Origin of the sequence: Chryseobacterium lactis, assembly GCF_003815875.1 — a bacterium.
GTDB classification, from domain to species: Bacteria; Bacteroidota; Bacteroidia; order Flavobacteriales; family Weeksellaceae; genus Chryseobacterium; species Chryseobacterium lactis.
The window spans coordinates 2510422-2536690 of the sequence record NZ_CP033924.1 but is presented as its reverse complement, the minus strand read 5'-3'; the positions used below and the strand labels follow the sequence as shown (position 1 = coordinate 2536690).

Here is a 26269-nt window from a genome sequence, read left to right as displayed (position 1 = left end):
AATTAGTTATTGTCTACCTCAATCCTCCTTCCTGTCAATTTAAATTGTAAATCAGTTATCTGTTGCAATGTGTAAAGAACAGTTGATAATTTCTTTTCTCTGCTTATAGTACCATGTACTCTAACATTGGGCACTTTCTTGTAATCAACATCAACGTCATACCAGCGCTCAAGCTGTTTAAAGACCTCTTTTAAAGGTGTGCCATCAAAATGAAAATCATTTGAAGTCCATGCTGTAAATACCTCTGTATCCACATTATCTACCAAAAATATCGAAGATAGAGATAGCAGCTTACCTTGTTGTCCCGGTTTTAAGATCACTGGAGTATTGTTCTGTGAATTTGTAAGCTCAACACTGCCACTGATAAGCGTGGTCAGGATTGCAGTTTCATTTTCATAGGAACTTACATTGAATTTTGTACCAAGAACTTTAAGCTTTTGTCCTCTTGTGGTAACAATAAAAGGTTTTTTTATATCATGGGTTACTTCAAAATAGCCTTCTCCCGTTAACTCAACTTCTCTCCTATTTTCCGTAAACTGGGTCGGAAACTTCAAAGATGATTCAGCATTCAAAAATACCTTTGTGCCATCCGGTAAAGTCATTTTGTACTGCCCTTTCCTCGGTGTTGAAAGAGTGGCAAACTGCACGGTATTCTCTGCTATTGAAGTCCCATCCGAATAAAATGTTCCATTGCTATCTGTCCTGATGGGTTTACCCTTTAGCTCCACGGATTTACCATTTTCAAAGCTCAACGTAGCCTGCTCCTTCCCGGGATCAATGTCAGCCGTTGCAACCTTGATCGCTTCATCCATGAAATTTCTGTACTGAGAATACCTGTAAAGAAGTATAGTCATAGAAAAAAACAACAATATCGCAGCAGCTGATGTCCAGATAATAACCCGCTTATAGTGGGATTGACGTTTCTTCAACAGACCATGCAATTTTTGAAGTTCTGAGGAAGTCGTGGCACCTGCAGCATCCCTTTTTAGAAGTTCCCGAGCAACGTGCTCTTTATCTTGTAATTGCTCAAAGAAAGCACGGTTCGCACTGCTCTTGTTGAGCCAGATCTCAATAGTTTTTTCTTCAAGGACAGTCATATGCTCTCCTCTGACAAACTTCGTCAGAAGCGGAACGATCTTTAACTCTTCAAGGATTCTGCGCTCTTCCATTGGTCTCATTTTAAATAGAAACCCGAAAAGATATTGCGTTGTCCCAAAAAAGTTAAAAAATTATGAATAAATTATTAAAAGTGCAATTCCGGCACCTGATAGGGATTTTTTTAGAAGTAAAAGTGCTCTTGATTTTTGGGTATTGATCGTACTGACAGGAATACCGAGCTCCTCAGATATTTCTTTTGGCGTATCGCCTGTGACAAGCCTGCCCATGATAAGACGGTATGGTTCGGGCAACAGATCGATCGCTTGGTAAAGCTCTTCATATACTTCGTTCTGAACAATGTTATCCAGTACATTTTTTTCAAACTCATCAAAATTCTTAGTATACAAATCAAACCGCTTCTGATTTACTTTCTCTTTTTCAATGGCTTTTATACAGCTGTTTCGCACAGATATGTAAAGGAAAGCCTTGATATTTGAAAGGGTTTCAAATCCCTCCCTCCTGTCATATAATTTCAGAAATATATCCAGTACTAGATCCTTGGAAATTTCCTTTCCGATCTTCAGAAGTAGCCTATCTGCGAAAAATACCAGTGAAGAGTGAAACATCGTGAAAATACGATCAAAGGCCATTTCATCACCGCTTTGAAACTGGGAAAGCAGTGCCCTTTCGTCGATCAAATTTCGAGATGTCATAACAGGGCAATTGGTAAATGATTAAGTAAAGTTAGAAAATATTTATTTATTTCAGAAATGAATCATGCTATGTTAACTTTCGATCTTTGACGTTTTCCATATATTTACAGATCATTTAAAAAGACCAATATTTAATGCTAGATCTCTTTGAAAATTTATCCGGTGTAAAACAATGTAAAGAATTTAAGTTTGTGCGGGACAATCTTTTCAGTGAAAAGAGGATTCTTTCATCATGGGTGGAAAAGTTTGTGGATAGAGACGGAAAAATTGTAAGGGAATTTCAGGAAAAATTCTACAACAGCTTCTGGGAATTCTATTTATTTTCGGTTATTACAGAACTCCGTTTTAAAGTTGACTTTTCTAAAAATACGCCCGATTTCGTTATCAACTCTCCTACCAATATCTTGATTGAAGCGGTCGTTGCCGAAATAAAAACCGGTGGAAAACAATTTGAAGAAAGAACAATTGAAGATAATATTTCTATGCTGATTCCCCCGCAGCTACAATTAGATTTTTATCAGGTTTTGGACGAGGCAGTCGTAAGGCACTCTAACTCGTTCTTAACGAAATGGGAGAAATACGAAAAGACATATTCCAAACAGTCATTTGTCACAGGCGATGAACCTTTTATCATAGCCATAAGTTCCTATGACCAGATTAATTATGGACGAGAATATATCTATTCCATGATGGCTCTGCTCTTTGGATTATATTACGATCCCTCCATAGACGACTATATTCCAAAAACCTCGGTCACAAAGCCGCAAAGCAATGCGCAAATTCCTATTGGTTTGTTTAATGATACTAAATATGAAGATGTTTCAGCCGTACTCTTTTCCTGTACAACAACGTTGGGAAAGCTCACTTCCTTAGCGAAGTCCGATAGTAATCTCGGTCATTATAATCATGTAGTCAATATTAGGCAAATTTCAGATGACCCTTCTTTCTTGCTACAGCATGTTTCTCCAGAAGATCCTGAAAAGCTCTCCGACGGACTATTCTTACTTCATAATCCCTATGCCAGAAACAGGTGCGATAGAAGTATCTTCAAAGATTCAAATATTATTCAGATCTATCTCGACAATGATCAATTCAGATTTGAAGGTAATAGGCCTCCTATTATTTCAAGATTTAACAGTTTTGCGAAAATGCCAGACCATTTTTTCCAAAGAATCATCAATACATTCAATCGCAGATAAATAAGCCACCAATTAATATAGTCAACGATATAATATAATACCACTACCCAACACCAAAATCGTGTGGGCATATTTATGTTTACGGAAAGCCGCATCTAACAACAAAGCAATTATAGAGAAATAATAAGCTTGTTATAGTTATTTAGAACCTTATAGTTTCATGTACCATCAGAAAATGTATTCATGCTGTCTCTCCTAGGAAGATCATAAAGTTATTCCAATATACTTTAAAAGCACTATCTGTTATTTTTTGCCTTTTGTCAAAAGTTTTAAGTTTTTATAGGCTTAATTTAGTTTCAATAATTCATTGGACAAAGAAATACAGCGACACTAACCTTTAAACCACATAAAATGTTAACAAAAATTTTTAGAAACTTACTTTATGCAGTATTCGCAATTATTCTGCTACAGTCATGCGAAAGGGATATGGAAAATTATCCTCAGAACGATCAAACCTCGATGGCAAAAAAATGGTACGAGGATAACGGGAAACCTTTTCCCTTAGATTGGAAAAAAGCACAGCTCATAAACGGAAATAAAAGTACCACGCTCGTGGTTCCCGTGCAGGACGGCACAATCCTAGGTTGGGGATATTCCATGCAGCAAAACCTGATTTTTATTATTGAAGGAAATAAAGTAGCCAGCGCCAATAAGGTGAGCCTTTTCGCAGATACAAGAACTGTGGCGGAATTTTCCGAACAGGCTATTTCTAATTTCGTTAAAAAACAAGTGTATCGAGGTGAAGAGCTTGGAAAAGTATATTATATGGTATATGATTTAAATGATACCTTGTTGTACAGCCAATCACTTGACTCAAGTGGGCTGAAAAAGGTAAACCTTCAATTGAAGACTAAGGATGCCGATACCAACGTAAACAAAGATAACAGCAAACCTGACACCAGTAAAAATATACCTGTTGTATGCAGCGAGTGGTATCTGGTACAGTATTTTGATGATGGTACCCAATATTGGACTTATCTATATACAACGTGTAGCGGTACCGCAACCGGAGGTGGCGGCGGCGGCGGTAGTCATGGAGGTGGCAGTGGAGGTACTTCAAGTACATCTTTCGTGGCAGTTGCACCTATAACCACTATCGACATTGAGGAGCGATTGAAATGTTTCAACAATGTGGTAGATAATGCAAACACAAAATACAAGGTGACTTTGAATGCACATAGAATAGACCTAAATTCTGATAAGCCTGGTCACGCTTTTCTAACAATTGAAAAATCAAACGGTACTCAGCTTCAAAGACTTTCTTATGGCTTCTACCCGCAATCTGGTCCAGCGTCGGCTACAATGCAGCCTACGCCCAGTGCAATGGGAGAAGAATCTAGTGATGACGACCGAAAAAGCGATGCAAGATATAGTTTATCTGTTACCAAAGCGCAATTCAATTCGATAATCAGCCAGTCTATTGCCTTATCGAAAGTCCAATATGATCTCAATGAAAACAACTGTACACATTATGCTACCGACGTATTTAATTTACTCCTGCCGAGCAACGGACAATTAAATAATAATGGATTTTTGACACCGGATGGTGTTTATACATATTTAGCAAATTTAAAACAGGCAGGCAATCCAAATGTCACATTAGGTCGGATTCCTCCGCCAAAGAGCACGAATTGTCAATAAAGGATATGAAAAGAAAATTTATTACAGGAATTGTACTATTGGTTTTAGTTATACCCAATATGCCAATTATAGGTACAGAAATAATGAAGGCCATTGATGGTGACCATTTTCGATACGCTAATGCAAACGCTGCTTTTACCTCCATTGAATACATGGACGTGTATCAACCTTGGAAAAGCAAATGGACAACTTATGGATTTATCTATGATACAAGACCGGAAATGGTCAATATGGAAATTTTTAGACTGTATAGAATTAACCCATTGTGCTTTTGGCGTTGGCGCTATTATTTAACAGTTAGCAGACATTTCGCGTATCGTGATTGGGAAAAAATAAAGAAAAACAGAGTTCCCTTCGAACCAGGGAATAGATGGCAAAAGTTTTGATTTTTCCTATAAGAGCAAATGGAAGGAACATAGTATTTTTCTATAATAAGCAACCTTTACACTTGGAAAAACTCTCATTTGATGAGAGTTTTTCTGATAAAATCCACTAAAGTAATATTATACACAATAAATAAGTGCACCGGTCTTTCATACTTCAAATTATGCTGATCGCCTGCAAATGAACAAAAAGATATGAAGAGGAAAACAATTAGGATATTGAGGAAAACAATTGTTATAGTGCTAGGCATTATCTTGTTACTTCCTAATGTGCCTTTTATAGGCAAGGATATTCACAAATGGTTAGATACAGGATATTTTAGGTATTCCAATTTAGATGGATCATATTATCTAACGCAAGATTTCGATTTCAAAAGCCCCGGGTTCTCAACCTTTGGTTTTAAATATTTTGTAAAAAATACTTCACCTGCCAAAGAAAACCAGAAACTTTACAGATTGTACAAGATTAATCCGCTGTGTTTTTGGCGATGGAGCTATTATCTTAGGCATAGTATCCATTTAGATTATATGGCCCCAAGTGTCATTGAAAAAAAAGGCAGGCAAAAAAGAAAGATACTAAAAATATAATGTAGCTTAAGTCTTTAAACATCTGCCGGAAAAATCAAACGCATCTCTAAAAAGATGCGTTTAACAAACTAATAACCATGAAACGTATTAAACCTGTAAGCAGGTCTATCCGTGTATTTGAAATATATTTTATTGTCTAATTGAAATAGGTTAATATCTAACCGAGACAAGCTCTCAGATTTTCCGTTGCAAATTTAAGCATTAATTTTTGATCTGCCTACGGATTCCCGTAATCTCATTAAAGACATTTTCTTTATTGATAGCACTTAAAACATCTTTTTTCTCGGTAGCCCAATCTCGTTCTCCTGCGGATAAGGTGCTCTAAAAGTCATACTGACGTCTTCCTTGATCCGTTGCTGCGCCTCATATTTCTTTTCTTCATCATGGGAATATCTCGGATCGGCGATAAACGGCATCTTGGCCATTTTAGTAATTGTTATGGTCGGAAAATGAAAGTCCACTTCAACTATTCCCAGCAAAAGATAGCATCCCCCACCCTGAAAAGGATATTTTTCAAGGCAGTCTGGGAAATGAGCTGTATCAAAATAGTTTCCTTCCACATCTGTCCATGTTCCGAAATACATTGTCCCCCGCTTCGTCGGCACGTGTTTCCTGGAAATCAGATAGGCTAGCATCTTCACCTCTTTTTTGTGATGATGCGTAAGTTCCTTTGCCATCACTGTTCCTCTGTACTTGGTTTGTAGCAGATCAAATGGCGTACAGGAAACCGGAAAGCTTAATATCTCTATCTCATCAAACGCATCCTCAAACACATTTCTTTTTAGCTCCGGAAATCTATACTCCTTCGCCGGTTCTTCAAAAAGAGTTTGAAATCTTTTCGCCGGTTTAAAATCTCCCAATAGAACTCTTGCCTTTAATAAAAGCTCATTCTTTGGAACCCCACTGAACCGAAATGCTCCTATAAATATCAAAGTCTGCAAAGTCTCAATACCGATCGGAATCCTTTTTATAAAATCTTCCATCGACCTATAATCACCGTTCGCCATTCTCTCCTTTGGTACCAACTGTGCAAGCTTTGATTCAACCTTTTCAAGTAGCATCAGACCCAGATAAATTTCATCTCCATAGATCGTCGTTTCGTATTCGCTCCTGTTAACACAGGGATTTAATATCTTTCCACCGGACATCTTGGCTTCATGGACATAAACTTCAGTACGATAAAAACCGCCCATATTATTTATAGCAGAAACCATAAATTCCAATGGATAATAAACTTTCAGGTACAGTGATTGATAACTCTCTACTGCATAGGAAGCTGAATGAGCCTTACAGAATGAATAACCTGCAAAGGATTCAATCTGCCTATAAATTTCTTTACTAAGCTCCTCAGGATGCCCCTGTTTTCTGCAAGATGCAAAAAAATCATCCTTAACTTTTTGCAATGCCGAAAGTGACCTACCTTTTCCGCTCATTGCCCTTCGTAGGATATCACCGTCAGCAGCAGAAACACCACCGTAATGCAGAGCGATCCTTATCACGTCTTCTTGGTAAACCATAATTCCGTAGGTCTCCCCCAGCTGCTTCTCAAAAACAGGATGGAAATATTCAAACTTGTCAGGATTATTGTGCCTAAAAATATATTCGCGCATCATTCCTGATTGGGCAACTCCTGGTCTGATTATAGATGATGCTGCCACCAATACTTTGTAGTTATCGCATTTTAATCGTCTGAGTAATCCACGCATAGCTGGACTTTCGATATAAAAACAGCCTATCGTCCGCCCCTGACTTAAAAATTCATTACATTTTTCTTCGTCTTTGGAAATCGTAGTATCCTTGATATTAACTTTGATCCCCCTTTTCTCTTCTAAAAGCCTTACAGTATCATTGATTGTACCAAGTCCTCTTTGCGATAAAATATCAAACTTTTCAAAACCGATTTCCTCAGCAACATGCATATCCCATTGAACAATAGGAAAACCCTTTGGTGGCATTTCAAGTGACGTAAAATTCGTCAACGGCTCCTCAGAAATAATTATTCCACAGGAATGCATAGACCGTTGGTTCGGAAATTTCTCGAGCAGCTTTCCATACTTCTGCACCTGCTTTACAACATCATCACGAAATACCCGTTCTGGATTTTTGCTAAGTTCATCAAGCTCTTCCTTTGGCAAACCAAATGCCTTCCCCACTTCCCGAATGATCGAACGGTATTTAAATTCTACATTAGTTCCGCAGAAAGCAACAAACTCCTTTCCGTATCTATTGAAAATATAATCCAAAATTATATCTCGTTCCTGCCATGACCAGTCGATATCAAAATCTGGTGGACTCTTTCTATTTAAATTCAGGAACCTTTCAAAATACAGATCAAGCTCTATCGGGCATATATCCGTAATACCAAGACAATATGCAACAATTGAATTTGCCCCACTCCCCCTGCCGACATGCATAAACCCCATGCTGTTACTATACCGGATGATATCCCATGTTATAAGAAAATAACCGCTAAAGTTTAATTCATTTATGACTTTTAGCTCTTTTTCAATCCGCTGTTTTGCCTGTTCATGATTTCTCCCATATCGTCGCTCCAAACCCGCATAAGCTAAACGGGTCAGTAATTTAAGGTCATCGGCTTTTGTACCCGTATAATGTTTCCTGTTCCTTGGTGTACCGAACGCAAAATCAAAGCTGCATTGCGAAAGGAGCATTTGAGTATTTGTAATGATCTCGGGATAATTAGCATAGGTTTTAAGGATAGATTCCGGTGATCTAAAATATTCTATTTTTTTACAGACTTCCTTTTCCGACAATTTTGACAACAAAGTGTTATTATCAATCGAGCGTAAAATACGATGGAGATTATATTCCTTTTTTGTACTGAATGTAATAGGACAAAGAATAACCATCTTGGATATAATCTTCTTTAATTCCGGCCGTACCAAAAGATTGAGTTCATCTTCATAGATTCCAACAAATTCATTGTCACAAAGATTTTTAGGGATATTACTCAGTGGATAGATGATAAAATTGTCACGTAATTCCGGTTGCAACGGTAGCTCAATATTATCACAGTTATACGAAGTCAGCATTCTGTTTACTTCTGCCAACCCCTTAAATTCTTTTGCAATTGTTATATAATATAACTTACTTCCATTACGGACCTCAATCCCCACAATCGGACGGATATTATTTTCCTCGCATTTCTTTTTGAATTCATATACGCCTGTCACCGTATTGACGTCTGTCAATACAAGCTCCTTTATCCCTAATGCTAAAGCCTGAGAAATCAGATCGTCTATGGAAAGTGTCCCATATCGAAGGCTATGAAACGAGTGACAGTTCAAAAACATACTTGCGCATTTATCGTGAAAAATTAAACCCAATAGCACGGCCTACCGCATCTTTACCGAAACGATTTTTGATATTGTCCATCGCCTGGTATAAATTGATGAGCCCTGCATTATCTTCGAAAAGATTCATCTGGTAACTTCCATGAACAAGATCGGTAAATCGTAATCCCACCAAACGGAGACGCATACGCCTTGTATAAATCTTATCAAAAAGCTCCAGCGCAACACGCGCCAAGGTATGGTCAGAAGAGGTATAGCTCACCCGGCACTGTTTGGACTCCGTGTCAAAGTTTGAGTATCTGATCTTGATCACCACGGTTGAAGTCAGCCATTTCTCCTGACGAAGCTGGTGTGCAAGCTGCTCTGCCATTCCTGATATCAGACCTTTCACCTCAGCGATGTCCATTGTATCGCTACCGAATGTTCTTTCCTTAGAAATTGACTTTCTTTCAGAGTATGGGATCACAGGTGTTTCATCAATTCCATTGGCTTTCTTCCATAAATCAGCACCATTTTTACCGATCATTTGCTGCAAGACCTCCACAGGCATTTCCGAAAGTGTCCCTATCGTTCTGATACCTACTCGTGAAAACAACTGAAAAGTAGCATTCCCCACCATAGGCATTTTTTTGATCGACAATGGATTTAAGAATGACTGAACACCTAAAAATGGTATTTCCCTGTGTCCGTGAGGCTTTGATTCGCCAGTTCCTATTTTGCTCACGGTTTTGTTAGTCGATAATGCATAACTTATCGGTAAGCCCGTTTCCTTCTCGATCTTTGCCCCAAGCTCATTTGTCCATTTGTAAGCACCAAAAAATTTATCCATCCCGGTTAGATCCAGATAAAATTCATCGATAGAAGCTTTTTCCATTACGGGTGCACTTTCTTCGATTACTTCAGTAACCGTATGGGACATTCTGGAATATAGTTCCATATCCCCTTTTACAACCTTAGCCTGTGGACAAAGGCGGAGCGCCATTTTCATGGGCATTGCTGATCTCACACCAAAAGTTCGTGCTTCATAGCTACATGAGGAAACTACACCCCTGTCCCCACCACCAATGATCAGTGGAATTCCGTTTAAACCGGAATTTACCAATCTCTCACATGACACGAAAAACGTATCCAAATCCAAATGCACAATTGACCGCTTCATCTTATTTACTAAATTATTTAGCAAAGTTGATAAGATTATTCACAATTCACAGTACATTTGTTGTGAAAAATATTCACAAAATGTCAACACTTTCCATTTTAGCTGATAACATCAGGTATTTAAGACTACAGCAAATTCCAGAAATTTCGCAACAGCAGATCGCGGATAGACTGTTTGTGACAAGGGTATCTTATGCAAAATATGAGACGGCGAAGGCTTCACCTCCGTTAGATGTTTTATTGGCGATTTCCAGATATTACCATATCAGTACAGATTTGTTGCTAACTGTTGATCTGAGAAAATATAAACTACAGGAGATGCTGAACCTTCCGGATAATAGGATCTTGCTGCCGATCAAAACGGATTCAGTTGGTGAAAATAAAATAGAAATAATACCTTACAAAGCTTCAATGGGTTACTTATCGGGCTATGCCGATCCTGAATATATAGAGAGTTTACAAACCATGTCACTACCTTTCCTTCATAATGGAAAATATAGGGCATTTCCAGCAGAAGGTGATTCCATGCCCCCTTATCAGGATGGCACATATGTGGTGGGTAAATACATTGAAAGTATTGCTGATATCAAAGTCGGTAAAACCCATGTGCTGGTGACCCGATCAGGATTTACCTTCAAACGTATTGAAAGCATAAATACTGATTCCATTACCGTAAGATCAGATAACGAATTCTATGATAGTTACGATATTTTATTTGCTGATGTGTGGGAAATTTGGCAATATGCTGGCAGTTTTTCACCCAAGGAGCAGGAGATTATAGATTTCGCTAATCAAGATGTAAAATCAATGCTCATAAAAATGATGCAGGAGATTCGCGAACTTAAAAATAAAGTTAGCTAAAACAATGTTTTAGCTAACTTAACATGAACTAGGAATTATTTGGAATTCTAATTCCTCAACCTAACATCTTCATATTTTTTTCTTTCCGTCTTAAGAGAAACTAGCCATTCGAGATACATCCCTTCTGGCATATTTCTATACCCAATTTGATGGATATGACTATACTCTTTATTTAATAATACAAGAAGCTCTTTTGCTTTCGGATCAGACTTTTCCAATTTCTGATATTGCTCTTTGTGTGTCTCTGCCTTCAATAATAAAGCAGTTACTAAATTGGGACTGACCTGCAGAGCCCTTTCAGCACACTTGATTGCAAAGGTGCCATCATTATCTGGAAAAGAACGCTTATAGGCATTTGCCAGATCAACAAGACATAACGCAAGGCTCTCACGATTGTCAAGTGCTTTCATATAGACCCCATTTTCAATAGCGTTTAAATGGATAAATCCCGAAGCCATCAACCAGGCATCCTGTGGAAAGATGCCACTTGTTAACTCTGTATTATACCAACCGATGGATTTTATATTGTGCTTAATATAAATATGATTCGGGGCCAATGCAATATTTGCTTCCACACCTAATTCCTCTGCAAGAATTTTGTATAGATATGGTAACGAATTACAGTTTCCTTTCTGCGTAGTAACAAGTTTTGAAACAAAAAGACTTGTCAGATCTTTGTGACCAAAGACATCTTGAAAATCATAAGAAAATGGTTTATAACGAACAGTATCTTGGTTGATCAAAATAGGTGTCTCCTCGCAGATTACTGAAAATATTGCTGCATATTTACTAACGGTCTCCTTATCTGTTTCTTTATACGTAAGATCACGATTGCGAACGATCGTTTTACAAAAGTTGGCTATAAATTTAATTTTTCTGTCAACTTCAACTGTGTCTAATTTTCCCTGATAATATGCATTTTCCACGCTCAGCACAGCTGTTTTAAAACTATATTTCTGTTTATCCTTAAGCATATTATCAATTGTCAGATATGCATCGTCATAGAATCTGTTCTCTTGGGATTTAAGTAAACTTGATATGGAAATAAATAAAAGGATATAAAAGTATTTCATAATTAGAGTTCCCAAAATTTGGGGATATTTAAAAGTTGTGATTATATAAATAATCGATTATTTCAATAGCAAGGATATCGTCTGTTTTTCGATCATACTGCCGCAGAAAAAAATTCACCAAAAAACTGAGTTCCTTGAGTGAGCAAAGACGTTCGTACCACATATCCTCCTCCTTTAGTATTTCCTTCAATCCTCTTTTAAATTGAAAAAATCTATAATTGGTATCAGTAGAGACCGTATGTTCGGCATACACAATTATTTTATCATAATCGATATTTCTCAGGTAATCGTCAAGCAGTTCATTGATTGTACCTATTCTAACTGCCTTAATAATTTCATCTAATTTCATGGCTATCTGCATTTTATTTTTTAATCACTAAGATTCAGCACTTTCCATCCATCATTTTTTGTCAAACCAACCCAAAATTTATTGATAGTTACAAATCCATCTGGATATAAAAGTTTTTCTTCAATAAGTTCCTGATTTTCTCTCTTTTCCAAAAGACGAAATACGCGCTCAACGGATCTAAAATCTGGAAATCCCGTTCTTTCCAATTCTTCTAGTAAAGAAACTTTCAATACCTTCTCAAGTTGCAGAAGGGTCTTTGGATTGGATAGCATTTTATACTCTAACATCATATTTTCAGCTTCCCAATGAAAATCTTTACAGGATAGAATACCCTCCAGATTTTTATCGTTATAAAAGTTTTCCAGTGTTATAATTACGCCTTCAGGGGTGGAGCGGTCGGCATTAAAAAAATCATTTCCCTCATCTATACGATATCCACAGTCAATTTCAAAATTTAATTGCTCATCCTTGGTTAGTGTATCGTAATACTGACGTATGGTGTAGCCTCCTATCATCCTTTGATTGTCAATTATCATCCAGTCAACCGCATCGATTCGGGCAATGGTTCCAGGCTGATCAGTTTCAGCTAAAGTTCCAGTATAATGCTCTCCATCAATTTTTACATTTTCCAGCCAAACGAAAACATCGTTTTTATTTTTGAACTTTATAGAACGATAACCGTCAAATCCGCTATTAATTAGGTTGTCAAAATGCCCTATTGTACTTTTTGCCTTGTATAAATTATATAGAAATTTATCGTTTACCTCTATCGTTATATGATTGTCCATTTTTATCTATAAACTTTTGGAGACATAGGCAGTTGTTTTTTTGGAAGGTAAAAATTGATTTTTTCCTGTGTAAGTATTTCCTTTCTGATACCTGCAAAATCAATATCGAAACGAACCGTTTTATTTGACTCACTTTGCTTAAAAACTTTATCTTGAAGCAACATCATTGGATCACTGAAATCTTGATGCATAAAAGGCAAGATAAAACAGATTTTGTCCTCATCGTTTCCCGCCTTAATATCTAAAAAATTATAGCTGCCTGCATATCCAGTACCTTGATCCAGCTCTTTATTAATAACAAAATTCTCTAACTTTTTAGATGAAAATATTTTTAGCTTTTCTATTTCAGAAGCCGATAGCTGGTACTTATAATATGCAGAATCTCTGGAACGCTTTAAAAATACCCAAAGGATTCCTTGTTTATCTATTTTTGAATAGGAACCAATTTCTAATTCTGCCCCTGAATGCTCATAAGTTACAAACCGAAAATCATCGTATTTTTCACCGTTGCTGCCTCTACTTAAGCTGAATAGAACAACCAATACAACCACACATATCAAAACGAGGGCTATTTTTCTTTTTGTATTCATTTTATTCTTTCAATAATGGTTCGATATCTTTATAAAATTTTTTAACAAAATCATCCACGGAAATTTTTCTGTTTTGAATGAATACTCCCAACAGACTCATAAACGGCTCCTCATTATTCTGTGCCGTTAAGAGTTTTTTAGCCGTTTTGGATTTTAAGATATTATAAATAGAGACTAATATCGCATCCTTAACTCCTTTGTCGTCTGTATCAAAATAGGCTCCGAGTAGACGCTGAGCAACACTTACCTCTGCTTCCTTAACACCCAATGCTCTAATTATTCCTTCCTTATTTTTGTTGTGATAATCTTTTGTAAGGTACCCTGTTAAAACGTCAATTACTTCCGGATATGGCGACCGGGTATTTACTAAATCCCATATATTGTTGACCTTTATACCTTTCAATTCAATCTCTTGCAGCAAAGCTTGTGTTTCAAGATTCAACTCTTTCTCAAATTCAGCTCGTGCGTGCTGCATCTCAGAAAATTCATCGGCGGTCTTTACTGGCTTCTGTAATAATGTGACGAATATCTGTTCCCAATTTGGTTTCATACTTAATTTTATTGTGGTATAAATTTATGAGTTATTTGCTTTGCTTCAATAGCCTTACGCAAAGGACCACTAAGTGTGGTATTTGGCCTCGTATACAATATCATTTCTCTATTCGTTGATTGAGAATAATTTAGATAATCACGTAACTGACGTGTAAAACTCTGACTTTTTACATTCTTTACCTCCTCCAAAGTGGTTGCTGTTAAACGGTCTGGAAATCTCACCTTCCCACCCATTTCTACTCCGACCTTCGGTCCCGATATTCCAACAGCTTCTTCTCCGGCCTGCCCTAATCTTCTTGCCTCACTTAATGCTGACACGCCCTCTTTCACTGCGAAGGCTCTTCTAAATGCATTAAAAGTTCCCCCTGTCAATAAACCTATTGCCGCCTCCTGTACCAAAGGATTTTCAGAAACAAGCATTTGAATGTCAGTTTTTCCCCTTGAATCTGGTATGCCACTTATGGTAGGACCGTTAGGATCTCCAAATGCTGCCATACTCAACCCAGGTGCCATATCCCCAGCATGAATAAGAGGATCAAGATTGGTCATTACACCCAATGGGGCTAAAAGTGAATTATTGGTATAAGAGCCGTTAGCGTTTAAGGCAGTAGTAGATCCATTTTCAGTCGTGTATGTTCCTGACTTTCCTAAATAAGTTTCATTCGCACCAGCCGTTGATTGACTTGTGGCATTGTTATTCCAATATACACTATTGTTTTCTCGATTATGTACCCAATCAAATGCTGCTCTACCGTCCGGATCTATATTCTTAATAGGACTATTGAATGCATAATTGTACGGTGTCCAACTTGAAAACTCCTCACTCAAAGGATCGGGACTGATCCAACGACCATGTGTGTCGCCAATCGGTTGTGCGTCCGGATCGTCAAGATCTATCTCAATGAAATCGACGATCTCCCCTTTCTTCACATTAAACCTTACAGAACCAATGGTAACAATGCTATCCTGATCGTGAAATTCTAGGTACTTGCCTTTACTGAGGGTAGCTACTTTTGGGTAATAGCCATATTTCTTAAATGGATTTCCTGCCTCAATATTTTTTCTTCTTCTTTCTGCTTCTGCAGGACTTAAGCTGTCTCTGGTTTTGAGAACTTCAGCCATATACGGGCGAGATCGCTCCTCCTTTGTCAGCTTAACAGGGTTGACCCACTCTTTTTTGCTGGTCAGCTTTTTATTTTGCTTTATCTGAGCTTGGTTAAAACCAACCAAAAACAGCAAAACAAAAAATAAAATCTTTCTCATAATTTATTTGTATTTCGAATTATCTGGTTATAAAAATTCTTTCGGAATCGCATATACTTTTGGACTTTCCTTTTTTGGGACGATAGGTTTTGCTTTATTAGCTGCTTCTCTCTGTTTCTGAGCATTCAGCAATCTTATCCGTTCTGCAATCTCCTCACTCTTTTGTTTGTTTTCAGTTGTTTTCAATGAGCCCAGCCATTGTTCATACTGTTCTGCAGGCATCTGGGCAAAACCCGATTGATCTATATAATCAAAACCAGCTTTGATCCCCAAAAATTGCCCCTCTAGTGGCGGATAGTTTCGGATTTTTTGCAACTGTTCCTTATTTTCAGGATCAATGTCAACACGGTTACAGGCTTGCATAAAACGCATCTGATCAGTATTGCTTTTCCATAGGGTTGCGTTAATATTATTCGGATTGAGTTCTAATGCCTTGTTTAAAACTTTTGCAACAAATTCATCATAACCAAACTTATGGATATACCCACTAGCAAGATCAACGTAAGCTTGTGAGAGTACTTCTTTCCTTGTCAGGTTTTGCATGTAAAGCTTATTCTTAAGGGCTTCCGCTTTAATATATCCTGAATTCAGAACAAACGAATTAGCTGAAAACATTCCATTGGTCAGCTCTACACTCAGCACTTCTCCATCATCATCCTTAAAACGGATATAAGAATGATTGGGGGACATCACCAAATAAGCTTCCGCACCGATCTGTTCGGCCAATATCAGATACAATAATGGCATAGAATGACATTGACCAGTGTTTGTCTTCATTAATTTAGATACAAACATCTTGGTGTAATCCTTCGCTCCCATATAATCTTCGAAATCATATTTGACAGCTTTATGGACTACTTTTCCGTTCTGCTTGCTATCCTGTGCAAAATATTTAAATATTGAGAGGTTCTTTGCAACGTTATCAGATTCTTCTATTCCACTCTTTTTGATCTGCTGCCTGACAATATTGGTTGCTTTCTGAATCTGCCCCTGATATGCTGCCTGAAAATTTCTGTCATTGTTGTTATATGCATTTTCCACAATAAATACCGCATCGGTAATTGAGTAGTTTTCAGGATCGAACTTCGTTAGGTTGTCATAAGCTCTATAATAGGAATCAGTTCCTTTTCTATCAGATAAAGAAGTAAGCATATAATTTTTTGCATATGATTCCTCCCTGATCATAGTCATCTGTCGTTCAACCTCTTTATTGATCTCTTCCTGATCGTCTTGAGGTGTAACCTTTCTATAAAAACTTGTGTTGGAATTGATGTGTGAAGAGGTTGGCTTAACGGTGGGCTGATTATTCAGACCCTCAGGTATATTATAAAGATTGGAGACACCTGGTCTTTGTGGCAGATTCGGAATCTGTCCATAGATATAATGATAGCATAAAAATAAGCTAAATAATAAAATTTGTCTCATCTCACAGGTGTGTTTTTCAAGGTTAATTTTGGCTTCGCAATTTATTTTATTTTTAATAGTCTGGCTTCCGTATTTTCACGGAAATTTGAATTAAATTCTCTAACCAGCTATTCATTATCAATCAATTGAAAGCGAAATTAAACTGCCACAACGCCAAATCCTGTCGTATAATAAATAAATTTATTTGAGCTTGCGCTAATGCATTCTTGGGAAAACACAAAAGGCATGGAACAAGGCGCTATTGCTAGAGAAGGTACTGCGAAGAACCCAAAACCAAAATAGACGACCTAGCCCATGCCCATATTTTGAGACACAGGCGTAAGTCTGTCAATATTTTTGGTTTAATAGAAGTTTCGCAGTTTCTCTCAGCCAATATTTGACAGCTTACGCTTTATTTTTCGATAAAAATCAGGGTGCTAATATATAAATATTTTTACAAACGATAATTATTATCACTAAAATATGATATAAAATCTAAAATTAAATTATAATATGAATATATCGTTATTTACCATGATATACTTTAATTTCTATACCATAACAATGCAAATGTATTGATAAAATAAACAATTTTAATAAATTATACCTAAATTTGTGTACTGCGAATTATCCTAAATAACCTAAAATGCCATTATTCTCACGCAATAAGAACAGTTACGATGTTATGTTTCAGAAAATTTATGATACATATTGGAATCGTATGTTCGCTATGGTATCCCGAAAAGTGAAAGATCGCGATGATGTACTTGATATATTGCAGAATATTTTTTTCCATCTATGGAATTATCGAAAATCACTAACCCAACAAAATGCTGAAAGTGTAATCATCAAAACCTGTGTCCAGGAAATTTCAAACTTCTCCGTACAGCAGAAAAAACAACCCTACACAATAGAGGTTGCTGAGGTTAGTTTATCCGATGATTCATCTGACCGGTTACAGAATATTCTTGAAACAGAAAAGGAGCTTGAGCTTTTAAGATCAAATATTGAACTGTTGCCTGCCACAAGAAAGAGAATTTTAACAATGAATAAATTTGAGGGTCTGACCCAGGAGACAATCGCAAATAACCTTAATTTATCACATAAAGCTGTAAAAAAACAAATTTCAAAAGCTATGGGCTTTCTTCGGGAACATCAGAACCAGAGTTAAAATGAGTTAAAATTTATTAATTTCTGTTAAAATTCAATTTTAAGGGGGGGCTATTAATACTGTTCTCAGGTATACATAATAAAGACCTCTTATTATGGACAAGAGAAAACAGCCCGAACCGCTTTCTTTAGATGAAGCAAAGGAATTATGGGAAAGCCTCGCAGATAATACAGATTCCGAACCTGTCACTGAGCAGGAAAAAAAAGAATTCCATCGAAAATTTTATGCGAGAATAGAAGCACAAGAAGCAAAAAAAAGAAAGAGTAAAACTATTCGTTTTACCACTGTGATGGTCGCTGCCGTATTGCTTTTAATCGGTAGTATAGTTTCATATCGTTCTTTATATCTTCCAGATGTATATCAGTCTACAGGGAATATTTTAAAAGTTACTTTAAAAGATGGTTCCACAGTTACCTTGTCCAAAGGTGCAATATTGACTGTTGAAAAATCATTTCCAGCAGATACAAGGGAAGTCCTTCTCCAAGGGGATGCTGTTTTTAATGTAACAAAATCCAAAACACATCCTTTCATTGTTCATGCGGGATCATATCAAACTAAAGTTTTGGGGACAATTTTTAAGATCACTCAGCACAAAACAAGCTTTAATGTTGATCTTTATGAAGGAAAAGTGCAGGTTATAAAAACTGAAAAACCAACAGAAGCATTTGTTATACATCCGAAAGAAACATTCTCTAATTTCGGCTCTAAAGATGTTGCTACCATTGTTAATACTGAAAGTAATGGAGTATCTCAAAATGGCAATGCTGCCACAGTTTCATTTACTGACTTAGAACTTTCTAATGCAATCAAAATTTTAGAAAATACCTACGGCATAGAAGTTCGCTTCCCTTCAAGCTTTGCAAATTCCAAAATTAGTGCTACTAAAGAAAAGGCTACAGCAGCAGATCTGATAAGACTGATCTCACTTAAACTAAACCTAAAAACTACAAAAATAAATGATAAAACATTTCAATTGGAGGATTAGATTGTGGTTGATCCACACTCCTGCCCTAATTCCTTACTCCTAAAGAATCTGATCTGGAAGAATGCAACAAAAAGACCGACGGGTGCAACCGTCGGCCAAAAGTATTCAACCAATAACTGTTCGATCGATTATTAATTATAAATACCTATGCAAAAATAATGAAAAAACTTTGCAGAGCAGTACTATTGATCCTCATCTTATCAATAAGCTGCCAAGGGCTGTATGCCCAAGAAAAACTCTCAACGAAGAGGGTAAATTTTGAAATTGGAAAAACAACTGCATCAGAAGCAGTAGGTAAATTTATATCAGAAAATGTAAAAGATAAGATCTACTCAAACGATGATCTTAAAGATTTCACTGTACAACCAACCAGATGTAAAAATGAACTGGTGCTGGACTGTCTCAATAAAATTCTGAAAGATATTCCAGTAGAAACTTTAATTGACAATAATAGCGTTATCATTAGACCGAAAAAAAACAGATCGAAAGCTGCTAATTCGGAATGGTCTTCACTATCATTAGCGACAAAGGATACCATAAGCGAATCATCTGATATCCACATCATTGATGAAATAACGCTAAATGCCGGATATTACAAAGTCAGTGACAAAGATAAAACTGGAAGCATTACGAAAGTTTCAGCTAGGGACATCGAAAACCAGCCTGTGACCAATGTGCTATCAACTGTTCAGGGGCGCATGACAGGGGTTAACATTATTCAGAATAGTGGTGTACCAGGCGCAGGATTTGAGATTCAGATCAGAGGACAAAACAGTTTAAGAACAGGATCTTTTACAGAACAAAACGGTAACGTCCCTCTCTATGTTGTGGATGGCGTTCCCTTTACTGAAATAAGTCCCCAGAAATCGCAGATCTCATCGACAATAATACCCGGTGGTAATATCAACCCATTAAATACAATCAATCCAAATGATATCGAAAGCATCGAAGTACTAAAAGATGCCGATGCCACCGCAATCTATGGTTCAAGAGGAGCAAATGGTGTTATATTGATAACTACAAAAAAAGGTAAATCCGGCAAAGTACGCCTGAATTTTTCTACCAATTATGGAATAAGCGAAGCTATATCCAATCTCACCCTGCTCAATAAAGATGAATACCTAAACATGCGCCGTACAGCCTATAAAAATGATGGCATTGCCACTTACCCATCAAATGCCTATGATGTAAATGGTGTGTGGGATCAGCAGAATGGAATTGATTGGCAAAAAGTCTTAATAGGTAAAAAAGCGACTACGAGCAACACCCAGTTGTCAGCAAATGGAGGAAGCAAAACAACAAGCTTTTTACTAAGTTTAGGTCACAACGAACAGACCACCGTCTATGGGCAGGATTTTAAATATACTTCCAATAATTTTAGCTCAAATTTGTCACATCGCTCAGAAGATAACCGTTTTCAGATCAATGTTTCAAATCTGTTCACACAACAAAAAAATAACGTTATATATAGCGATCTGACTGCTAAAGCTTTTACACTGTCTCCCATTTCCCCTCAACTTTACAACGCCGATGGAAGTCTGAATTGGGCAAATAATACATTTACAAATCCACTGGCGGCCTATAACGCGTCATATAACAATGATACAAAACTTTTCCAGACTAACTTAAACTCCGAATACAAGCTCTTTAAAGATTTTAAAATCAAGATTAACGCAGGACTTAATTATACAATCATCGATGAATTGGCTCTGCAACCAAATACAATCTACAATCCAAACATAGCCAGCGGACTTTCAAGTGCCAATTCACAGGCAAGGCAGAAAAAACAGGATATTTTTTCATTTATCGTAGAACCGCAGGTGAACTGGACAAAAGGCTGGGGTAACCATAACCTACAGCTCCTTGTTGGGGGAACTTTTCAGAATATTATAAGAGATACAGAAGAAGAACTGGGATTCGGTTTCGAAAGCAATCAGTTCATCAGTAATATTGCCGCTGCAAAAACAGTAATGATGCTGGAAAATTCCAACATCGAATATAAATATGCTGCAATTTATGGTCGGCTAAATTATCAATTTAAAAATAAATACATACTTAACTTAACAGGGAGAAGAGACGGTAGCAGCCGATTCGGTCCCAATAACAGATTTGCTAATTTTGGGGCTATAGGAGCAGCCTGGAATTTTTCAAGAGAAAACCTACTTAAAAATCTGAGCTGGCTTAGTACTGGTAAACTCCGAGCAAGTTACGGATCAGCAGGGAGCGATAATATTGGTGATTTCCAATTCCTTAATAATTATATTGTTTCATCATCCTTGATCTACAACAACATTACTGGTCTCTCTCCTTCACGTCTTTACAATCCAGATTACAGCTGGGAGATAACCAAAAAATTGGAAACAGCAGTTGAGTTAGGCTTTTTTAAAAATCGTTTAAATCTAAGTACTTCATTATATCGTAACAGATCTTCAAGTCAGTTGGTGGGATATCAGCTTTCAGCAGTGACAGGCTTTTCCAGTGTTATGGCAAATCTTAATGCAACAATTGAAAATAAAGGACTGGAAATAGAAATTACAGGCCGGCCATTGTCAAAGAAAGACCTGCAGTGGGAGTCAAGTTTTAACATAAGTTTCCCGCGCAACAAGCTCCTATCATTCCCAGGACTTGCAGGTTCATCTTACGCTAACCAATATGTAATCGGCCAGCCAACCAATATAGTAAAACTATATCAGTTTGAGGGAATCGATCCATCGACAGGTCAATATAAATTTAAAGATTTTAACGGTGACGGTAAAATTACCAGTCCCGAAGACAGACAGGTTGTAGCTGATATCGGTGTCAAATTTTTTGGAGGATGGAGTAACAGCTTCCATTATAAGAACTGGGATTTATCCGTTCTCTTTCAATTTGTCAAGAAGAAAGGCTGGAATTATAACTCCATTATGTCGCTGCCGGGTACGATGAGCAATCAGCCTACACAGGTACTTGATGTTTGGTCACCCGAAAACCCCTCCGGTTACTACATGCCATACAGCACCTTAAACACGAACACACATAACTTGTTCCGAACAAGCACAGCTGCAGTTTCTGACGCATCCTTCATTCGTTTAAAAAATATCCAGTTAGGGTATACCTTACCTCTGACCGAAGGTGTTTTTAGAGATGTAAAAATTTATTTTCAGGGGCAGAACCTCTGGACTTGGACAAAATTTTTCGGAGTTGATCCCGAAGCCCTAACTTCCGGTTTTCTACCTCCTCTCCGAACATACTCTTTCGGAATTCAATTTAACCTTTAAAAAAAAGAAAATGAAAAAGATAAATTTTATCATACTGATGATAGTTGTTATAACAGCCGCATCCTGCGACAGATTGCTAGATGTTAAAACCCCTGACAATCAAATTGACCAAAGTAAAGTTTTTGAGGATGTTCAGACAGCTAATGCAGCTCTGGCGGCACACTATGCTGATCTGATGAAAAGCTCACCGATTGCAGGGGGCGATCTTGAGACTTATCTAAGCTCTTATACCGATGAACTACGTGATTATACAACAATAGCATCCGACAGCAGAGACATATTTTTAAATCTGCATACGGATACAAACAGCGTCATGTTAAATACATGGGCCACAGCATACAAGCACATATATACTGCGAATGCGATTTTAGAGGGAATTTCTGGTTCCCACGGAATCACAACCAGTGACAAAAACTGGTTCCGTGGGCAGGCTCTATTAACAAGAAGTATTATGTTCTTCTATTTAAACCAACTTTATGGAGATATTCCATATCCTGAATCAACAGATTACAAAGTCAATAATGTCATTGCAAAAACACCCTCAATCACCGTGCTGACAAATTTGGAACATGATCTTTTGGAAGTATCTTCCCTGCTTCAAAATGACTATAAAGATCCGGAAAGAATATATCCGAACAGATCTGTGGCAAAATTACTTCTGGCTAAAGTTTATATGGCAGAGCAGAACTGGAATAAAGCCGAAATTCTACTAAAGGAAATCACTCAAAACCCCATATATCAGATAGAATCTGACATAACTAAGGTTTTTACAAAATCTGCAAAAGAAGTATTGTGGCAGCTCAAACCTAACAACAATACTTCACTGCGCCAGGCAACTTCATTCTACTTTACGAACTCCCTGCCCTACTCTTATGCACTCTCAGAATCGCTGATCAATACTTTTCAAGATAACGACCTCCGCAAACAAAATTGGATAGGACGAGTAGATTTTGGCGGGGTATCATACTATCGTGTAGAAAAGTATAAAAACCGAAATAATACAAATACTAATGAATATTCAATTGTATTTAGGCTTGAAGAAGCTTACCTATTACTGGCCGAAACACTTACTGAGCAGAATAAGATTAATGAGGCATTACCATATGTCAATGCTACCAGATTGAGAGCACAACTCGCTCCTCTCAACTTGCCGATAAGCAAAGATCTACTTATTCAGGAGATCCTGCTGGAAGATAACAGAGAGTTTTTTGTAGAAATGGGGCATAGATTCTTAGATTTAAAAAGAGCAGGAAAATTAAATACACTGCAGACCAACAAGCCCAATTGGAAAGATTTCCACCAATTATGGCCCGTTCCTCAAAAGGAAATTCTTCTAAATGCTAATCTCAAACCTCAAAATACGGGATATTAATGTGGAATTTAATAAAAATACTATTACTTTTAGTAGGTTGCATTTGGGTTTGCGGACAAAACAAACTTGACACTTTACCTGCATGGAAAGTTAATTTTACAAAATTTGGAGGTACACCGACACTTTCACCGAAAGGAAAATGGATAGCTATAAACAAATTTTCCGGTAATGGTGCAGATACCACCTATATTGCAGAAACGGCAAACGGCAAAAAAATCCACAAAATATCGGGAACTGCAAACTTCATAAATGAACACCTCATTATTGGAAAAAGCAGGGATAAAGTTGAAATTTATAACCTTAATAACGGTGATAAAGTTCAGTATGCTAATATTAGCAACATTTACATATTAGCTAAATCAAACCGTTATGCGCTTTTAACAAACAATAAAGAAATAGCTATTTATGAAGCTCGTGAAAAAATCGGCCAATTAAATAATGTACAGGGATTTGGTATCAGCAGAGAGAACAAATTATTTATTGTACGAAAAAATGAAAATATCTTTGAAATATGGGATCTAGCTGCCAAAAATATTCATTGTATCTACCGTACTGTTAATCCTGTACGGAAAATTGAAGCCAGTATTTCGGGCAACAAACTATTTATTACAGAATTGGTGCAGGACCACGATAGTGATCAGCTTACAATTGTGAACAAAGCAGAGAATAATTTAAAAGTCGAAATACCAAAATTGGCCGAAATTTCATTCACTGAGATTCAGAAAGGAAAAGCATTTTTAATTAATGCAAGCGTAAGATCTAGGGAAAGTCCCTCGAAAGTTGTTGATATTTGGTATGGTAATGATGCCTTTTTAGGACTGGACAAATTCTACTTTAAGCCCGTACTTAGAAAGTTCTGGTTCTACAATCCTGATGAAATCTCTGCCAAAGAATTAAAACTGCCTCACGATCTCGACATTAAATCTCTAAACAGTAAAAGGTACTTCCTATGTTACATTCCTAGGAAGGACTTCAATTACCTGACATCGAATCTTAGCCCAGAGGATCTAAATGATGCCGCTATTTATGATAGAATAACAGATTCATTGATCACTATTGGAAGTTTTAAAGCAATGAGCAGATTAAACAGGAGAAAAGTGTATAAAACAATATATGAGCAAATTGTATCGTCGCCAGATGGAAAAAAATTTCTTGCAAGTACGGACGGCCTTAAATGGACACTTTTTGATGTATCCGGAAAATTAGAATCGGTGATCGAAAAGGAAGGTCTTGAACTTCCGGTCTTCTCTGGCAAAAGTGACAATATCTATTTTGAAAGTTCGGATGGTTTATGGATTTATAACCTCAAAACAAAACACCTTATGCAAACAAAAATTGCTCAGGGACAAATTACCAGGATAAAAAGTAATATATATAAAAATGATAACAGGATATTGAGCACATCAGTTGATGGCCCATTTTTAATAGAAGGGTATAACCTACAAAGCAATATAACTACTTATTTTCTTAGTGAAAACGGAAAACTTCGAATAGTAGTTCCGCCGACTGGGAATAGAATTAATCACATCATATTCGATCAAAAATTTAAAGACTTATACACATTAGAAGAAAATTTCAATCTGCCGCCTTTTTTGCAGCACTATACTATGGAAAAAAAGGGAGAAACATTTTTTGAGAATAATAATACAGATAAAAAAGCCGCAAAAATTAAACAAGAAATACTAACATTTGATGCAGTTGGGCAGAAACTCAATGGCATATTATATTATCCTATTGATTTTAATCCAAAGCAAAAATACCCGATGGTCGTTCATATTTATCAACGCCAAAGGCAGGAATCAAATGAATATCTTTCTCCGAACAATGACTTTCCGGTAGGCTTCCAGATTAGGACATTAATTGAAAGAGGATACTTTGTCTTTCTACCGGATATTTTATATGATGATTCTGGTACTGGGTTATCAGCATTGGAGTGCGTTAACCGGGGATTGGATCGTGTTTTACTAAATCCGAATATTGATTCCGAAAAAATTGGACTTGGAGGTCATTCACATGGTGGATATGAAACAAATTTTATCGCCACTCACTCTAACCGATTTACAGCATACGTTTCAGGTGCAGGAAACAGTGATATAATTCGCTCATACTATTCCTACAATAACAACTTTATAAGCCCCTTTTATTGGCAGTTTGAAAGCGAACAATATGCATTAGGTAAATCGGTTGCTGAAGATAAATCTTTATATCTTAAAAATAGTCCAATATTGAATGTACAAAATGTTTCTGCCCCGATCCTCCTATGGGCGGGCAAAAAAGATGAAAACATTCAATGGGATCAGGTAATGGAATTTTTTATCGGCTTAAAACGTTATAAAAAAGATGTGATCGCTCTATTTTACCCTGATCAAAGCCATGCTTTTTTCAACGGAACACCTGCTGAAAAAGATCTTACTGAAAGGATAATCCAGTGGTGGGATTACTATCTGAAAAATGAAAAAGATATAGAGTGGATCAATCAAATGAAAAAGGATGCCGATTAGGCATCCTTT

The 26269-nt window shown here is 36.9% G+C and carries 20 protein-coding genes; 9 read left to right on the top strand and 11 right to left on the bottom strand.

Translation table 11 applies throughout. The features are described from left to right. Positions 1-2 precede the first annotated feature (2 nt). On the bottom strand, positions 3-1169 hold the full coding sequence (locus EG342_RS11235) for a FecR family protein (RefSeq protein WP_164465173.1): 1167 nt from the start codon (positions 1167-1169) through the stop codon (positions 3-5). Between the two features lie 60 nt (positions 1170-1229). Beyond that, positions 1230-1796 (bottom strand): RNA polymerase sigma factor, encoded by a 567-nt coding sequence (locus EG342_RS11230; RefSeq protein WP_164465172.1) that lies wholly within the window; start codon positions 1794-1796, stop codon positions 1230-1232. Positions 1797-1945: 149 nt separating this feature from the next. On the opposite strand from EG342_RS11230, the gene EG342_RS11225 reads away from it, so the two are divergent. From EG342_RS11225 to EG342_RS11215, 3 genes are all read left to right on the top strand, one after another. Then, positions 1946-3010: a hypothetical protein gene (locus EG342_RS11225; protein WP_103290844.1), complete on the top strand. Its 1065-nt coding sequence runs from the start codon at positions 1946-1948 to the stop codon at positions 3008-3010. Positions 3011-3361: 351 nt separating this feature from the next. Next, positions 3362-4651: a hypothetical protein gene (locus EG342_RS11220; protein ID WP_103290846.1), complete on the top strand. Its 1290-nt coding sequence runs from the start codon at positions 3362-3364 to the stop codon at positions 4649-4651. Positions 4652-4656: 5 nt separating this feature from the next. Then, positions 4657-5037 (top strand): hypothetical protein, encoded by a 381-nt coding sequence (locus tag EG342_RS11215; protein WP_103290848.1) that lies wholly within the window; start codon positions 4657-4659, stop codon positions 5035-5037. An 851-nt stretch (positions 5038-5888) separates the two neighbouring features. Here the strand turns inward: EG342_RS11215 and EG342_RS11210 are convergent. Both EG342_RS11210 and dinB read right to left on the bottom strand, forming a co-directional pair. Continuing rightward, positions 5889-8936: a DNA polymerase III subunit alpha gene (locus EG342_RS11210; protein ID WP_103290853.1), complete on the bottom strand. Its 3048-nt coding sequence runs from the start codon at positions 8934-8936 to the stop codon at positions 5889-5891. A 10-nt stretch (positions 8937-8946) separates the two neighbouring features. Next, complete coding sequence (gene dinB / locus EG342_RS11205) at positions 8947-10095, bottom strand: DNA polymerase IV (protein ID WP_103290855.1); 1149 nt, start codon at positions 10093-10095, stop codon at positions 8947-8949. An 80-nt stretch (positions 10096-10175) separates the two neighbouring features. On the opposite strand from dinB, the gene EG342_RS11200 reads away from it, so the two are divergent. Continuing rightward, positions 10176-10955 carry an XRE family transcriptional regulator gene (locus EG342_RS11200; protein WP_103290858.1) on the top strand — a complete coding sequence of 260 codons (780 nt, stop codon included), beginning with the start codon at positions 10176-10178 and terminating at the stop codon, positions 10953-10955. 47 nt (positions 10956-11002) lie between these two features. Here EG342_RS11200 and EG342_RS11195 read toward each other — a convergent pair whose 3' ends face one another. From EG342_RS11195 to EG342_RS11165, 7 genes are all read right to left on the bottom strand, one after another. Next, the gene (locus EG342_RS11195) at positions 11003-11929 is read right to left on the bottom strand and encodes a tetratricopeptide repeat protein (RefSeq protein WP_246008772.1); all 927 of its coding nucleotides are present in this window, start codon (positions 11927-11929) and stop codon (positions 11003-11005) included. 127 nt (positions 11930-12056) lie between these two features. Continuing rightward, positions 12057-12377, bottom strand: a complete 321-nt coding sequence (locus EG342_RS11190; protein ID WP_123868081.1) for a hypothetical protein — start codon at positions 12375-12377, stop codon at positions 12057-12059. Between the two features lie 20 nt (positions 12378-12397). After that, complete coding sequence (locus EG342_RS11185; RefSeq protein ID WP_103290865.1) at positions 12398-13165, bottom strand: DUF2314 domain-containing protein; 768 nt, start codon at positions 13163-13165, stop codon at positions 12398-12400. Positions 13166-13167: 2 nt separating this feature from the next. Further along, positions 13168-13755, bottom strand: a complete 588-nt coding sequence (locus EG342_RS11180) for a hypothetical protein (protein ID WP_103290867.1) — start codon at positions 13753-13755, stop codon at positions 13168-13170. A 1-nt stretch (position 13756) separates the two neighbouring features. Then, a complete protein-coding gene (locus tag EG342_RS11175; RefSeq protein ID WP_103290869.1) occupies positions 13757-14305 on the bottom strand; it encodes a hypothetical protein in 549 nt (182 codons plus the stop codon). An 8-nt stretch (positions 14306-14313) separates the two neighbouring features. Further along, positions 14314-15429 carry a putative toxin gene (locus EG342_RS11170; protein ID WP_123868080.1) on the bottom strand — a complete coding sequence of 372 codons (1116 nt, stop codon included), beginning with the start codon at positions 15427-15429 and terminating at the stop codon, positions 14314-14316. A 168-nt stretch (positions 15430-15597) separates the two neighbouring features. Then, complete coding sequence (locus EG342_RS11165) at positions 15598-16995, bottom strand: hypothetical protein (protein WP_103290874.1); 1398 nt, start codon at positions 16993-16995, stop codon at positions 15598-15600. 625 nt (positions 16996-17620) lie between these two features. Between EG342_RS11165 and EG342_RS11160 the strand changes: the two genes are divergently transcribed. The 5 genes from EG342_RS11160 (at position 17621) to EG342_RS11140 (ending at position 26260) form a co-directional block, all read left to right on the top strand. Beyond that, entirely contained in the window at positions 17621-18145 is a 525-nt protein-coding gene (locus EG342_RS11160) for an RNA polymerase sigma factor (RefSeq protein WP_103290877.1), read from the top strand. A gap of 94 nt (positions 18146-18239) precedes the next feature. Then, a complete protein-coding gene (locus EG342_RS11155) occupies positions 18240-19130 on the top strand; it encodes a FecR family protein (RefSeq protein WP_103290879.1) in 891 nt (296 codons plus the stop codon). Positions 19131-19288: 158 nt separating this feature from the next. Beyond that, positions 19289-22387 carry a SusC/RagA family TonB-linked outer membrane protein gene (locus EG342_RS11150; RefSeq protein WP_103290882.1) on the top strand — a complete coding sequence of 1033 codons (3099 nt, stop codon included), beginning with the start codon at positions 19289-19291 and terminating at the stop codon, positions 22385-22387. Between the two features lie 10 nt (positions 22388-22397). Continuing rightward, a complete protein-coding gene (locus EG342_RS11145) occupies positions 22398-23759 on the top strand; it encodes a RagB/SusD family nutrient uptake outer membrane protein (RefSeq protein WP_103290884.1) in 1362 nt (453 codons plus the stop codon). Further along, entirely contained in the window at positions 23759-26260 is a 2502-nt protein-coding gene (locus tag EG342_RS11140; RefSeq protein WP_103290887.1) for an alpha/beta hydrolase family protein, read from the top strand. Before EG342_RS11145 ends, EG342_RS11140 begins: the two co-directional genes overlap by 1 nt. Positions 26261-26269 lie beyond the last annotated feature (9 nt).

Bases quoted from the DNA above. Each gene is read 5' to 3' on its own strand.
- EG342_RS11235 (WP_164465173.1), bottom strand. From the start codon at position 1,169: ATGGAAGAGCGCAGAATCCTTGAAGAGTTAAAGATCGTTCCGCTTCTG.
- EG342_RS11225 (WP_103290844.1), top strand. From the start codon at position 1,946: ATGCTAGATCTCTTTGAAAATTTATCCGGTGTAAAACAATGTAAAGAA.
- EG342_RS11220 (WP_103290846.1), top strand. From the start codon at position 3,362: ATGTTAACAAAAATTTTTAGAAACTTACTTTATGCAGTATTCGCAATT.
- EG342_RS11215 (WP_103290848.1), top strand. From the start codon at position 4,657: ATGAAAAGAAAATTTATTACAGGAATTGTACTATTGGTTTTAGTTATA.
- EG342_RS11210 (WP_103290853.1), bottom strand. From the start codon at position 8,936: ATGTTTTTGAACTGTCACTCGTTTCATAGCCTTCGATATGGGACACTT.
- dinB (WP_103290855.1), bottom strand. From the start codon at position 10,095: ATGAAGCGGTCAATTGTGCATTTGGATTTGGATACGTTTTTCGTGTCA.
- EG342_RS11200 (WP_103290858.1), top strand. From the start codon at position 10,176: ATGTCAACACTTTCCATTTTAGCTGATAACATCAGGTATTTAAGACTA.
- EG342_RS11195 (WP_246008772.1), bottom strand. From the start codon at position 11,929: ATGCTTAAGGATAAACAGAAATATAGTTTTAAAACAGCTGTGCTGAGC.
- EG342_RS11190 (WP_123868081.1), bottom strand. From the start codon at position 12,377: ATGAAATTAGATGAAATTATTAAGGCAGTTAGAATAGGTACAATCAAT.
- EG342_RS11185 (WP_103290865.1), bottom strand. From the start codon at position 13,165: ATGGACAATCATATAACGATAGAGGTAAACGATAAATTTCTATATAAT.
- EG342_RS11180 (WP_103290867.1), bottom strand. From the start codon at position 13,755: ATGAATACAAAAAGAAAAATAGCCCTCGTTTTGATATGTGTGGTTGTA.
- EG342_RS11175 (WP_103290869.1), bottom strand. From the start codon at position 14,305: ATGAAACCAAATTGGGAACAGATATTCGTCACATTATTACAGAAGCCA.
- EG342_RS11170 (WP_123868080.1), bottom strand. From the start codon at position 15,429: ATGGCTGAAGTTCTCAAAACCAGAGACAGCTTAAGTCCTGCAGAAGCA.
- EG342_RS11165 (WP_103290874.1), bottom strand. From the start codon at position 16,995: ATGAGACAAATTTTATTATTTAGCTTATTTTTATGCTATCATTATATC.
- EG342_RS11160 (WP_103290877.1), top strand. From the start codon at position 17,621: ATGCCATTATTCTCACGCAATAAGAACAGTTACGATGTTATGTTTCAG.
- EG342_RS11155 (WP_103290879.1), top strand. From the start codon at position 18,240: ATGGACAAGAGAAAACAGCCCGAACCGCTTTCTTTAGATGAAGCAAAG.
- EG342_RS11150 (WP_103290882.1), top strand. From the start codon at position 19,289: ATGAAAAAACTTTGCAGAGCAGTACTATTGATCCTCATCTTATCAATA.
- EG342_RS11145 (WP_103290884.1), top strand. From the start codon at position 22,398: ATGAAAAAGATAAATTTTATCATACTGATGATAGTTGTTATAACAGCC.
- EG342_RS11140 (WP_103290887.1), top strand. From the start codon at position 23,759: ATGTGGAATTTAATAAAAATACTATTACTTTTAGTAGGTTGCATTTGG.